This is a genomic window from Bradyrhizobium ferriligni, from assembly GCF_056837965.1.
The window spans coordinates 1-13,355 of record NZ_JBXEJO010000026.1; the positions used below are offsets into that span (position 1 = coordinate 1).

A 13,355-nucleotide genomic window follows, 5' to 3' on the forward strand; every position below is an offset into this window, starting at 1 on the left:
ATGCCTATCCTTATCGCCATCCTTACAACTATCCTTTGACATGGTGACCTCGTGAAAAACCAATCCACGAGATCTTCCTAGCCGACCAGATCAGCCCTCAGGGCGTGGTCACCGGATGACGCTCACGATAGATTCGTCCTTTTAAGGCTGGTCGCCCGCGACGAGAGGCGCTATCCGCGCGCGCACTCTCTCCCCGATCTCGGCAAGTCATAAGGATAGGACTCTTTGGTTTTAACCTAACGCTGCGCCACTAACAGACTCTATAGGGGAATGCATTTGAATCGCCTTGGTCGGCCCACAACTACTGGCGGCTGACGGACCTGCGATGCCCCGAGCGCGGTTACTGCGCCTTGCCAATCGAGAGTCGAGGCCTCGCTCGAATTAACAGATTGCAATCGCTTCATATTCTTGTCCCGCACGCGGGTGATAACGTGCGGCTCCGCGGTGTGCTTTGCATGATCCTTGATGGCCACTCTGTGCTGGAAGATCCTCCACGCGCGATCATGCTCCAGCGGCGAAACTGGAACGGCTTCAGCGGCTGTCCGCAAATTATTTACGCTAGAGGACGCGGCCGCTGTTCCCACGAGCGGCCGCTCTGCGAGGCCTGGATCCTCATTTTCTGCTTGGTTGGTATCCGGTGGTTAGTGCTGTACGCACGCCGGATCGGTCAAACAAAAAAACAGATCGCAGATACCATTCAAGGGGTCGTCCGCGCACTGAGGATATGACGTGTCGGCTACCTGCACCTTGGCAGCGACGGGTTGAGCGCCGGCTTCAGCAACAAAGGCCGGCACTGCCGCCGTTGCAAGCGCGATGGCGCTCGCAGTTACAAACAGCAATTTTTTCATTCCAGAGTCGCTCCCTTAGATCGGCCCCAAGCCGTCCTCATGGATATATGACGTTGCCACAAGTGGTAAAATTGATTTTCTTGATCAGGCCTATCTACGGGATGGATGAGTTCGGACATCTGCGCAGGCTCGGTTATGAGTCGCTCGGAGAAGCCGTTTATGGTCGGCTTCTCGCCGGCCTCGAAGCGGTCCGCATAGATCTGAGCAATCGGACAACGCGGTAACTGCATCGTCTCGGCCCCATGACTAGCACTGCTTGGAGTCTGGACGTGTGCTGCCCGAGGGGCCCGTCACAAGCGAACTCATTACGACGGATGCGACGACTGCGGCGGCCGCTGAAATTCCATTCGTTTGTTCGGCTACGCTACAGGCTACACCGCAGGGCTTCGACGCGTTCAAGTACGGCGGCATGCTGCCAATGAAGCGAGAGTCCATTCCTGAACTTGCCACCGAGGGCGATATGGTTGCTGCGAGCGCGGCCGACTTCGTCGCGCGCGCGTCTGAGTGGTACATCGCGTTCCACCTGGTTGGGGGCTGGTTCGGAGGTCTAGGCGACGCGGGCAGACGCCGGGCACAGTCTTACAACGCATATGTGCATCTCGATCTCAGCCCGCGAGCAGTCGTTCTGCCTTACACTTCGAGCCTACGCTCGGGTTGCCAACCAGTATGAGCGGGATAGCCCGGCCAGCGCGACAAAGAACAAACGAGGGCGCGGCCTACGAGAGAATCCGGCAAGCGATAAGCGAACTGTTCACCCGATTGAGGGTGTGAAACGAACAGGTCCCAGCACCTTCTGGGGGCCATGGAGGCCGATGCTGGGACCGTCGTGGCCATATCCGAGGGTAGCAAACGGACAGGCCGCCTTATTGAGCATCGTCAATTCGATTCGTCAAATCGGCCCAAGGTGCGTATTCTCGCGGGATGCCGATCACTCGGAAATCGCTCGAGATTCGCCAGCTTCGGCCAGTCGAACCACCACTCAGTGCAGTGGTCCGCCTATGCGAGCCGAATGGACATACTCGCATACTCGCACCAATGTTGGCGCGAATTCCTGATCGAGCTTAAGCAGGACGAGGTGCGCCTGCTTTGGTCCAGGAGCGAGCGACACCTCGCGCTCCGCCTGCTGCCTTCAGTGGTGCACAGTTTCTCGCCCAGCGGCCGACCTCGCCGCAATCGACCGAATTTCCTCATCGCGGAAGACGTGCTCGCCTTCTGCAGTGGACGAAGCATGGTCTCCTCATCAGGGCTCCGTCCTCGCCCAAGTTGAAGTCTCGGACGTCCTGGAGCGGATCAGCGGCCCGCATGGAATCCGGAGTCGGAGGCATTATTGATGGTGTCAGCGCAAGCGGCACTCTATCGCGAGATACGCGCACTACATCCCGTGTCGAGCGAGCTGCATCGAGCCGAACTCCGCCTCGAGACGGGGATACCATGACTGGCCGTCAACTGTGCTCAACAAGGACTTGCAGAACGCCGGCGTAAGCTTGCCGCGGTGGATCACGACGTCTTCGTGGCCCATTGCAGCTCGAGCATTCTGCCAGAGGCGATTGTAGCCGCGTTGTTCATTGGATTTCACGTGGCAAGCGGCAGATTCGGCGTCGTCCAATGTCGCCAGCTGCCACGCATAGACCGGCCGCTTCGTATGGATATGCACCCACATCGGACTTGGCATTGCACCATTGCCCAGTGCCTTGGGCTGCAACTTCATCTCGAACAGCGTCCCTGGCTCGCCCTTCAACGCGCGCGGTGGCTCCAGGGGAGCCAATTCCTTGGCCGCCTGCAAGCCTTCAAGGTACTGCTGAGAGGGGAAGGCATAGGTCTTCATGCAATCCATCTTGATCATGGCCTTTCGCGCCTTCAAAGCGTTTGCCTGCCCCTGCACCTCGGACAACATCGCCTTGAGGCGGACGATTTTGTCGTGCACTTCGGGCACTTGCACCGGCGCGAGTAGGCCGCGTCGACGAGGCTCCTGCAGCGCGGCTACACAGGCCTCAATCTCCGCGGCCTGGCTCTGCAGGCGCTCGACGACAGTGTCCACGACGTGATCGGCATCTTCGGGTTTCATGTGGCGCACTTGCGAGATGGCCCTTTGCTGACCGGCCAGATCGAATTGCAAAAGTTCGTCCAATCGCTGGAGCAGTCGTGTCAGTGCCTCTTTCGATGGCGGGGCCTGCCACATCGCCAAATGTTCCGTCGCCGACGATGACGCCCTCGCATGTGCCTCCTCTACAGTCGCGAGTTTCTTGGTGCCCAGATCCGAAAGCACGATAACCTTGGCTGCTGGCGCCGTGTCGGCGTCGGGCCCAGAGAGCTGCAGCTCCGGGCGCCCGACGGCCGAACTCCCCGCGCCAGCGGCCGGTCTGCGCTTGCCTTTCCCCTTCTTGCGCGTCGCAGTGCCTTCGGCCACCGCAGTAGTGCCGGTTGTGTTGACAGGGAACGCAGCTCCAGCCTCGGCTGGAGCTGCAATGATGGCGGGCATCTTCGGCTGTACTTCCAGGAGGCGCATGATCTCATGGGCAGTGACCCACGCGGCTTCCTCGATCTGATCCAACAGTTCCAGCGGGAGTTTCCCACCTGCTCCGACATTCCTTAGCTCGGCAACCATGTCGTGCAAAGCCGACGCAAATTCCGATAGCCGCTCTATGACCCCTTCCAGAACGGCGCAGTTCTGTGCGTCGAGAGCCTGTCCTTTGCTGTATAGAACAGCATCGCGCGTCGAGAGAAATGCCGGAACAACGTCGTCGACGAAGGTTCCGAGTAGACGCGCCCGACCGTTCTCGCCCAAGAGGATTTGCCTGACGGCTGGCTCGAACGTGCTCGCCTGCGATTCAATCGTAACCCGCGCGAGAGCGACCTGCGATTGCAGATGCGTGTTCTTGGTAAACAGCGCCCAGCCGGTGTGCAGCCGTAGTGCAGCCTGTTCAGCCTGCTGCATCTCGGCCGTTGCGCTTGGCAAGTTGGCAGTGGCCGCGCAGACGGACAGCATCCGTTCCAAGCGCAACGCCTTCTTTCCCCACCACTCCACGCAGGCCGAATAGTGTTTCGCCACACTGGAGGCCGCTCGGCTCAGTTGGTCGGAGGGAGTATTGGATTGACGCATCCGTTCGAGCACCTTTCCCGCATTCTTCCTGCTCTGCTCCAGGGCGTAGACAGTCGAGGTACCCAGCGCGTTGCATTGGTCCGCTGCATCGAGTATCTCGTCACGAAGTCGACGAGCCTGATCGTCGGCCAGAATGTTGCGCGCCACATCCGGCGGCAAGTTCGCATAGTAATCCAGAACTGCTGAGCCCGCCTTGACGAGCTGATCGATCAGCTCTTGCGCCTCCGACGAGCTCTGGCCGTGCATGGCCGCATTGCGGCGTCTATCAAATTCCCCAAGCAGGCTGTCCATTTCTCGCTTGGCTGTATTGATGGCCTCACCTGCTGAGGAAATGGGGACTGCCACCCCCGAGCCGGACGGCTGGCTCGAGGACAGCAGCGCGGTTCTATCTTCGGGGGCAGAGCGCATCCGCTCCATGACGGAATCGAAAGATTGGCTGCCTTCCGCAGAAATGAGACCGGACCGCGAGCGCGAACTGCTCGATCCCGACGTGCTGTCGGCTCCTGCAGCCCCAATGTGCGGTTCGCCAGGTCGGCCAATGCCCGTCATATTCCATCTCCGATACAATCAACAATGCGCAGCCTGACTGGATAGACCGCCTGGCTGACGACTGGCTGACGAAGGGCGCTCTTCGGATGCACAAGAAAATCCGAGCCGCCCGAGTTCCGATTCCATGGAAGTTGCTGTGGCGCCGGAGACTACGATGCAGCGAAGAACGCCACGCCGCAGGATAGTTTGCGCCATGCAGAGCCGCAGCCTGGCGTTGCCTCGCCGTGAGCGCCATGGAAATGTGCGCTGCCAGTCGCGCAGTATCGGCAGTGACGGCGATCCTTAAGAACTCGGGCGATGTCGGCGGCTTTGTTTATGGAACAGCCTTGCCAAGGGCCGTCCCGAATACTGAAGAGCCGTCACAAGCATGCCCGCATCGTGGAACGGACTGGAGAATGATGAAGGAAAGTACCGCCGGATGTCGATTTGCACACCTTAGGCAGCCGCAAGCGTCCTGTTTCCGGGCAGGAGATGCTGGTCTTCGATCGAAAAGTTCACGGATCCAACGATGCGCAAATCCCGGATTGATGTAGCAAATTGGTCAAAGCTTCTTCTTCTTGCATTCAGATTGAGCAGAACCGACGTTGCGCAACTCCAAAATAGGACCTCGCTGAAGACGCCACCCATCTAAGCGTGCTTAAAATACGCTCATAGAAGTATCGCAGCGAGCGAGCCCAGCGCACCGAGCGCCAACCCGATCAGCGATCCTGCCGTCGGCACGTCTCGAAACAGCAGCAGGGCTAGAACCGGTTCCACCACTAAAATTGCTCCCACCGATATCGCGATAATGATCCAGATGTTCTCAAGATGCATGTAGCCCAGTGCATATCCGAAGACCAGCAAGATGCCACCGAAGGATATCAGCAGACACGTCGGCAGGAGCGTTGTCAGATTCCCGCCGGCCTTTCCAAACTGCTTTGAGGCAATCAACTCTGCGATGATCGAAAGCGCTTCTCCAAAGAAAATCGCCCCCACCGCTATAATCTTCAATGTTAAGCTCATCGCCTGACTATCGAAAATGTTAGGTCAAAGGTCCCTTCCAATATTGGAATCCATCTGGGCTGCCTTTGACAGCTGGAAACGCTAAGAGCCTCGGCCGGGTACGCCGTTGTACCCCGATCATCCCTCCTTCTCGCAGGCACTCAACGCCTGCTGAAGGCTGCCCAGTTCCCGAGATGGAAATTCCTTCACGCCGATCAACCGCTTTCGCGGCCTGTGCAGCGACGAGAGAGAGGTCAAAGAGGGAGACGAAACCGCGCAGCTGGCGGCTGCCAAGCCGGAGCATCACGACCTAAACTGCAATCCGCACAGGAAGAGCGGAATAACCGTGCACAAAGTTCGACGCAATTCGCTCGGGTTCGCCGACAACCTTGACTTCCAGCCGCGCCTTTAAGATTTCCTCCCAGAGTATTTTCAGCTGCAGCTCCGCAAGATGTCGACCAACGCAGCGATGGATCCCGAATCCGAACGAAAGATGCTGCCGCACGTTCTTGCGATCGATGACGAAGCTATCGGCGTTCTCGATGACCTCATCGTCGCGGTTTCCTGAGATGTACCACATGACGACCTTGTCGCCCTTCCTGATTTGTTTCCCACCAACGATGGTATCGGTTGCGGCGTTGCGGCGCATATGTGCGATGGGGGTTTGATATCGAATAATCTCGGACACCGCGCTCGACACCAGCTGCGGATTATCGCGTAGCTTTCGCAGCTCGGAGGGATGCTGGTTCATGAATAGGAGGCCGCCGGTAATCGAATTGCGCGTGGTGTCATTCCCACCGACGATCAGCAGAATCAGATTGCCAAGAAACTCACTCGGCTCCATGTGTCGAGTTGCAGGCGAGTGTGCCATCATGGAAATAAGGTCGAGACGCGGTTTGGCATTGATGCGCTCGTTCCAAAGCCGCGCAAAACACGCCAAGCATTCGGACAAGATCGCACTTCGCTTGTCCCAGCTGTCAATGGGCTGGCCAGCTCTCGGCATTGCGACAGCTACGTCCGACCAATAGGTCAAGAGCCGCCGATCTTCAAATGGAAAGTCGAATAGCGTGGCAAGCATCTGCGTCGTCAACTCGATGGAGACCCTATCCACCCAATTGAAGTCATCGTTGCGCGGCAAGCCGTCCAGAATCGTCCTGACGCGACGACGGATCAAGCTTTCGAGCTTCGTCAGGTTTTCCGGCGCGACTATCGGACTTACAGTATCACGCTGCTCGCGATGCTTAGGCGGCCCCATCTTGATGAAACTCTGCGTCCAGTGCTTGTCAGGCACGTCGACAATAGTGACGCCTTGCTCCGACGAGAATGTCTTGTGATTAGTATCTACCTCTACGATATCGCGGTATTTCGTTACGGACCAATATGGACCATAGGGACTATCTTGGCAGTAGTGAATGGGATCTTCCCTTCGCAGGCGCTCGAAGTAACCCCATATGCTATCATCTTGGAAGCGCTTGCCTACGCTTACATCTAGATTGCTCAGCGGGATCTTACCCGCGCCGTCGGTTCTGTAGTCTATCGATTGTGTTTTCATGATCGCCTCCGCAGATTTTGCTCTCTTGAGAGCTTGCGAATCCACAGGTCGCGATCCATCGTTTCGAGCTGCCGTGACGTTTTGTTGCGAGCGGATCGTCTTGTTGCGAGCGGATCGTCGCCTCCAACAGAATATCCCAAAGCGCGGGCAGTGCCCCCTACCAGTTCCGGCAGGTAAAGATCGCATTGACTTTCCAACTCGATCTGCCCCACTGGATCGATGAGAACGATCCTCCACAGGCATCGCCCAATGCCGGCTAGATCGCTGCTCGAGCCACCAAACTGTCCGATATGAGGGTAGCCTCCCACTTCTTTAAGATGCCAGATGCGACGTCTTCGGCTCCTCACGGCCGCACCTCGGCCGCAGGATCGTGCGGTGACCGCGAGCCGCGCTGGTCGTCGGGCGAAATCAGTTAGCACCGCTCCGCCGAGAAAGGCCAATTTGGTCCTCAACATGGCAATAAGCGTGCTTCATCCATTATCCTGACCAGCAACTTGCCATCTAACCGGAACAGGAAACTTTCGCGGACGATCGCCGCCAAGAGCTTGCGATGCTCGACCGCTTGTCCATCGCATTCATGACGCCCGAACAGTTCGCAAGCGCAATCGCTTGCGCGACAAATAGAAGGATGGTCCAGAACCTGCGCTGCCATCCGGAGGCCTTAGGATGTCCCGTTTGGGCAGATCCGGCGCTGGTTCCGCATCGCTACAGCTGCGGTCGCATCTCCGAAGATCCTTCTAGCGAGGACACCGAGCCAGCATCTGGCATGCGCCGACTCGGAACGAAGATGTTAGTGATAGCCAATGGTGCTACGCAGCGGCCTACGCGTGGAGAGCCGGGTTGGCACGCCAGGCCTATCCCACCTTCGGTAGCGCATGGTCGAGCTCGGCGCGTCGCTAGCGATGAGATAGGGGTTTGGTGTAAGTCATTTCGTCAACGTGCATATCCTGAATTTGCAATCCGTGAGGAGCAAAGCAAGAGGCTACTCATCTAACGCTGCGCTCCTTTACGCAGTTTCTTGCTCCGACGCCTGAAAGGACCAGACAGAATGACGGCATATCCCATCGTGTTACAAAACTTACGCGCCGCCAATCCTGGTCGCAGGGTATTGGAGATAACCACGACCGCAGGATGCATCGTCCGGTGTTCTTATTGCCCTCAAGACAAGTTCGCCGATCGGCAAAGACCTGTGTCTCAAGCGAAATACCTAGGTCTTCAGGACTTCGAGCGGTGTCTTGCACGCGTGCCGACGGCTACCGACATCAGTTTTGCCGGCTACTCGGAGCCTTGGCTCCATCCGAAGTGCACCAGGATGGTTGAGCATGCTTACGCACGTGGGCATCACGTCCGAATTTTCACGACCCTCGTCGGAATGAACGGGAGTGACGTTCGGCGCTTGCAAATGCTGCAGTTCAGGGCTTTCGTCGTCCATGTTCCCGATGACGGCACTTATATGAACAGCCGGCTCGTCGGAAAGTTCTATCTCAATGTCATGCGCCGACTCGTCGAGGCGAACATTCCCTCGATTCGATTCGTTGTCCTGGGCAAAGTCCATCCCGACCTCGCCGACATCATTCCCGCAAAAGCGCTGGAGCGCTTGCGTCCGCTGAGTAGCAGGCGAGGACGTCTAGAGTCGAGTATCATCAAACCGCGACAGCCGGTCGTCGGACCTTTGACGTGTATTGGCAAACAACAACATCGGAATGTCCTTCTCCCAAACGGCGACGTTACTCTGTGCGGGATGGATTTTGAGCGGCGTCATGTCCTGGGCAATCTTTTGCGCGACGAATACGCATATCTCTTTGATGGACCGATCTTTCACGAAATCGTCGATCGAATGAACGGAATGGATGGCTTTCTGCTCTGCAGGACGTGCGAGTTTGCCACCCCGCAGACGTCGGGATGTTATATGGATGCCGATCTACAGACGTGACGGCCGGACAGCGCGAGTGAGGATGTCGAGACTCTCTCTGAAGAACACGACCGAAGCCAATTCGCTCGCCGCGTGCCGGGAATGGCCAAACCGATGGAAACCCGCCGGATCGGATATGCGATTGACACAAGGCGGATCAGAGCCGCGCTTCAGTGAGGTGAACCAGTTGAGAGCCTGCTCTGTAGAGGGCCTCACGGGCGGCACGAAACCGCCGATATTCAGCCGGCGCGGCTGGAAGTGGTAGATCCTCTTCCGCAAGGCGGCCGAGGACGTAGGACGCCAACACGCGGCCGAAGACGGTCCCAGGTGCAATCCCGCGCCCGTTGTAACCACCGAAGGACACGAGGTTACGGTCGAGCTTGTGAAAGCGCGGCAGGTGGTCGGAAGTCATCCCGATCATTCCGAACCAGCCGGCTTCGAACTCAACGTCGTCGGGTTGCGGAAACAGCCTACGTAGCGACCTGACCGCCCAGGCTCGGTGAACCAAGGTGCCGATACCACCTAGGCAGTGTGGACACTTATCGCATCCATAGGACGATGGCAGCGAGAGTGACGACGACGGCTCGGTAATTTCGAGCGGGTTTTTCGAAGCGGGTGGCGAAGCGACGGAACTGCTTGAGTTTGGAGAAGCAGCATTCCACGAGATGGCGCTGGGCATAGAGGTGCTTGTCGAGCGGATATTTGAGCGCGCGTGACGGGTTGTTGGGGATGACGGCGAGCGCCCTTTTGGCGGCGATGTCTTTGCGCAAATGATCGGCGTCATAGGCTGTGTCGGCGATGACGACCTCGGCGGGCAGTCCCTCGATTAATGCGACGGCTTGCGGTGCATCGCCCTTCTGGCCTGCGGTGAGCGTGAACCGGACAGGACATCCCAGACCGCGAACGGCCATATGTATCTTCGTGCTCAGGCCGCCGCGCGAGCGGCCAAGCGCCTGATCTTCAGACCCCCTTTTTTCTCCCCGGCGGCGTGTTGATGCGCCCGGACGATGGTGGAATCGACGATCAGGTGTTCGAAGTCTGGATCATCGGACATCGCCTCGAAGATCCGCCACCAAACACCCTTGTTGCTCCATCGGCTGAAGCGCCGGAACACGCTGTTCCATTCCCCGAACACCTCCGGAAGATCCCGCCAAGGAGAGCCCGTACGCACGATCCAAAGCACACCTTCCACGAACATCCGGTTGTCTCGCCCGGTCGAGCCCTTCTGGTCGGGCCGGCCGATGATCAGCGGCGCCATTCGCTTCCAGGCCGCGTCGCTCACACCAAACGATCCATCACACCCAAGGCCGCCTCCCAAAAAGAAGCCTTGAATCTGATTTGCTCTCAAAAGGGAAGCCGCGCGCATCAGCCAGTGGCTGTATTGTACCGGCGCGCGTGTCGAGCAGCGCGCCGGTATAGTTGCCACCGCCAATCTTTCTGCGCGTCTCCTTCGCATCGAGCACCGCGACCGGAGCGCCGCGTTTCTGCCACTGTTCGGCACGAATCTGGATTTCTTCCAAGCCCCTGCGGCCGACCGCGCAATGCAGGGTCCCCGCGCGCTCAACTTCACAGTCGATCCCATGTCTCTCGATCAGTTCAAAAACCTCTTGTGGTCCTTCACCCAGTAATTCGATGAGCCGCTCTCCAAACGGAGGGCCGAGAGTGTCTGAGAGCGTGTCGGGCATGACCGACATGCCTGCATTGACGAGCCCGACGTTGCGCCCGGAACCGCCGAATCCAATTTCGGATGCCTATCCAGCAGGATGACGCGCACGCCGTCCTCAGCGAGGTGAATAGCCGCAGAGAGTCCCGTATATCCACCGCCGATCACAACGACATCAGCTTGCAAATCACCCACGAGAGGGCCGGTATACGGCGGCGCTGGCGCCGTCAGCTCCCATAAGCCGTGCGACTTGCGATTGCCCTGCATCCGACGAACTCGTTCTGCAACGCATCAATCTCGGCCGGCAGTCCTCGTTATCGAACTTGCGATCCGAACACGACTGGTCTTGACTAGCCGCGCTTGGCGGGATCCAGGGGTAGAAGAGACTTCACCGAACCGTTAGCTCCCAAATGATCCGGATATGCCCGCCATGAATCGACGGTCGAAAAATATGCATATTTCTAACACGCAGGTTACTGTTATCGATCAAGTTCAGGACGCGCCCAATATCGCCTTGATCAGAAAAGACGACATACATTAGGCCGTTGGCGTCGAGCCAATTATGCGCTCCCCCGAGAGCTGAGGCCATGGCGCTGTGATCTTCATCAAAGCAAGAGCGCTCCAAATCGTCCCTTGCTTTTCGGTTCCAGTACGGGGCGGCAAACAGAATAAGGTCGAACTTTTCTTCAGGCTGCAGCGCAGAATAGATGTCACTGAGGCGCGCTTCTGCCTGCTTGGAATGACCTAACCGCTCGATGTTTAACTTTGTGGTGAGAACGGCTTGCGGATTGATATCGAGAGCCACTAGGTGTTTTGCCCCAGCGCGAAGTGCCGCCAGCCCCAGGACGCCCGATCCGCATCCCAGATCCAATACTGTTGCTCCAGATTGGATGTGCCACTTCGATATCAAGGCGTCGGGAGCGTGACTTAGGCGTGGCGACAGAACGCCGGGGAGAATGTGCAAAAGCATACCGCACACTTCCACGTCGTGCGGGTGTTCGCATGACCGCAGATCCGCGATCATAGCGTCTACATCGGTCGTTTGGCGCCGCGCCGATATGGCTTGGGGGGCAGTCATTCAACTCTCCAGTTCGCTAGCGCGCGCGTTGCCTCATCGTCCTGCCATCCAATCGATGGAACGCCCTATTGAGCAAGTGCGGCAGCAGTTGCACGTTCGGTGCACTGTACAGGGCCTACCGGTTCAAAGAGTTTCGAGCAGGTTTTTCCCAACGTGTCTGAATGCGCTTTGCGCCTTCGCCGAATATCGTTGCCTCTCAATAAGCAACCGCCGTGCCATCAGAATTAAAAGCGCTCGGCTTCTGATTTTCCTTGGAGAATGGCCACCGGCGGCTCTGGGGCGTTCTGCCGCCCCGGCGAGCGTGTCGGCGGCGGTGTCGGACACCGAACACATATGACTGAGTTGGTGTACGAATGGCTTCGTATCCCGGTGAGTTTCAGGAAAGTCGAATTTCGACCGTCATTTAAAACTCACGTTTCGATGAAAGCGCGCCAGGAACGAACAAGACTCCGCTCAATTCACGGTTTGATGCCGCCCAGATGACTATCTAGCTGATCTAAAAGAGCGCTACTTCGCCTTGCGCTGGCCCCGGATCAATCGAAACTCGCCGGATGGCATACCCGTCGTCGCGATCATAGCCCGGATTGCCTCAATCGAGAGCTGACGGATCACGATCATCAATGGAGCGGCAGCACACCGCTCTTGCCGCTCAAATCCTGAACCCTCCCCTCTTTTGTTACAAACTTTTTATGGGCCCGCCCCCAGCTGCAGCGCCTCCGAACAGCCACGTGCGGGACCTCGTTGATTTTACCTGACGGAAGGCCACGTCAGGTTTTGGAAAGCTAACATCGTTAGCGAGGAACCAGAGAGCTATGCTGGCGGACGGGATCATGGACCGATTGAACACGATCAACCAAGCCGCTCATGATCAGGCTGCAACCAACGCAGCCGAGGAACAACAGCAACAGCCGCAAGCAGAGTTCGAGCAGCACCTGCTGGATGCTCCCGGGGCGGCTCGACATATCCCCATCGAGAACTCTATGATGTCACTCAGGAGGACGATCGCCTCATCCAGGCAGCATCCGCCGCTGCTCTCAAGCGAGGTCCACCGCCGAACTCTACCACCATCAGTATTTATGATCGTCGGCTTCGCAAATTGGCTGAGGAGCTGAAGCAGTCGGGCAAATCGATGGCTAGCCTGGATGACGATAAGTTACTCGGTTACGCCAGCAAGCTGCTGCAAAACGACAAGATCATCGCCCCAGCACTGTTAATGATCAGCCGGTATCGCAGGCCTGACGCAGACGCTCTCCCCCTCACGACACATTATCGTCCTTCCCAAGAAGATCAGCGTCTCATCAGGGAGGCTGCCGAGGCACGTTTTGGTCGACAGATCGCCGAAGGAACGGGCGGGACCTATGCGAGCGCGCTGCGGAAGTTGGCGGTAGCGCTCCGTCCCTCGTCCATTGCCAAGCTCAGTGATGACAAACTGCTCGGCCACGCGGACCGTTTGTTTCGAAATGACAAGACGCTCATCGCCGCCTTGAACGCTCTCCGCGACTATCGCGCGATCATCGGGCGGGGTAATTTGGGTGCAGAAGGAGGCAGCTCGCGCCAGGTCATTCAACGCTCCTTTGCCTATACGGCCGGTCGATGAACAGCGCTTGGGGAACGCTGCGGATCGCGACGCCTCACGACCGGCTGATGGTTTCAATACTCTGCAGGCTTGGCA

Annotated in this window: 11 protein-coding genes and 1 pseudogene; 3 read left to right on the forward strand and 9 right to left on the reverse strand. The window is 57.9% G+C overall.

Annotated features, from left to right (window positions below; translation table 11 throughout):
• Nucleotides 1-641: 641 nt before the first annotated feature.
• The 4 genes from AC1VNY_RS17025 to AC1VNY_RS17040 all read right to left on the reverse strand — a co-directional run bounded on the left by AC1VNY_RS17025 (nucleotide 642) and on the right by AC1VNY_RS17040 (nucleotide 7,030).
• Nucleotides 642-848: a hypothetical protein gene (locus tag AC1VNY_RS17025; RefSeq protein ID WP_097671455.1), complete on the reverse strand. Its 207-nt coding sequence runs from the start codon at nucleotides 846-848 to the stop codon at nucleotides 642-644.
• Between the two features lie 1,372 nt (nucleotides 849-2,220).
• Entirely contained in the window at nucleotides 2,221-4,497 is a 2,277-nt protein-coding gene (locus AC1VNY_RS17030) for a hypothetical protein (protein ID WP_482406027.1), read from the reverse strand.
• A 648-nt stretch (nucleotides 4,498-5,145) separates the two neighbouring features.
• On the reverse strand, nucleotides 5,146-5,499 hold the full coding sequence (locus AC1VNY_RS17035) for a hypothetical protein (RefSeq protein WP_482406028.1): 354 nt from the start codon (nucleotides 5,497-5,499) through the stop codon (nucleotides 5,146-5,148).
• Nucleotides 5,500-5,788: 289 nt separating this feature from the next.
• Entirely contained in the window at nucleotides 5,789-7,030 is a 1,242-nt protein-coding gene (locus AC1VNY_RS17040; RefSeq protein ID WP_482406029.1) for a cytochrome P450, read from the reverse strand.
• Nucleotides 7,031-8,078: 1,048 nt separating this feature from the next.
• Between AC1VNY_RS17040 and AC1VNY_RS17045 the strand changes: the two genes are divergently transcribed.
• Nucleotides 8,079-8,963 carry a radical SAM/SPASM domain-containing protein gene (locus tag AC1VNY_RS17045; RefSeq protein WP_482406030.1) on the forward strand — a complete coding sequence of 295 codons (885 nt, stop codon included), beginning with the start codon at nucleotides 8,079-8,081 and terminating at the stop codon, nucleotides 8,961-8,963.
• A 136-nt stretch (nucleotides 8,964-9,099) separates the two neighbouring features.
• Here the strand turns inward: AC1VNY_RS17045 and AC1VNY_RS17050 are convergent, their stop codons facing one another.
• The 5 genes and pseudogenes from AC1VNY_RS17050 to AC1VNY_RS17070 form a co-directional block, all read right to left on the reverse strand.
• Nucleotides 9,100-9,450, reverse strand: coding sequence for an FAD-dependent oxidoreductase (locus AC1VNY_RS17050; protein ID WP_482406031.1), 351 nt, complete (start codon nucleotides 9,448-9,450; stop codon nucleotides 9,100-9,102).
• A gap of 31 nt (nucleotides 9,451-9,481) precedes the next feature.
• A pseudogene (locus AC1VNY_RS17055) lies at nucleotides 9,482-10,247 on the reverse strand (IS5 family transposase).
• Nucleotides 10,238-10,627 (reverse strand): NAD(P)/FAD-dependent oxidoreductase, encoded by a 390-nt coding sequence (locus AC1VNY_RS17060; RefSeq protein ID WP_482406032.1) that lies wholly within the window; start codon nucleotides 10,625-10,627, stop codon nucleotides 10,238-10,240. Before AC1VNY_RS17060 ends, AC1VNY_RS17055 begins: the two are co-directional and overlap by 10 nt.
• A complete protein-coding gene (locus AC1VNY_RS17065) occupies nucleotides 10,534-10,872 on the reverse strand; it encodes an FAD-dependent oxidoreductase (protein WP_482406033.1) in 339 nt (112 codons plus the stop codon). The genes AC1VNY_RS17060 and AC1VNY_RS17065 overlap by 94 nt, the downstream gene beginning before the upstream one ends.
• A gap of 121 nt (nucleotides 10,873-10,993) precedes the next feature.
• A complete protein-coding gene (locus tag AC1VNY_RS17070; RefSeq protein ID WP_482406034.1) occupies nucleotides 10,994-11,683 on the reverse strand; it encodes a 50S ribosomal protein L11 methyltransferase in 690 nt (229 codons plus the stop codon).
• Nucleotides 11,684-12,513: 830 nt separating this feature from the next.
• On the opposite strand from AC1VNY_RS17070, the gene AC1VNY_RS17075 reads away from it, so the two are divergent.
• A complete protein-coding gene (locus AC1VNY_RS17075; protein WP_482406035.1) occupies nucleotides 12,514-12,795 on the forward strand; it encodes a hypothetical protein in 282 nt (93 codons plus the stop codon).
• The gene (locus AC1VNY_RS17080; RefSeq protein ID WP_482406036.1) at nucleotides 12,780-13,280 is read left to right on the forward strand and encodes a hypothetical protein; all 501 of its coding nucleotides are present in this window, start codon (nucleotides 12,780-12,782) and stop codon (nucleotides 13,278-13,280) included. The genes AC1VNY_RS17075 and AC1VNY_RS17080 overlap by 16 nt, the downstream gene beginning before the upstream one ends.
• The last annotated feature ends 75 nt before the right edge of the window (nucleotides 13,281-13,355 follow it).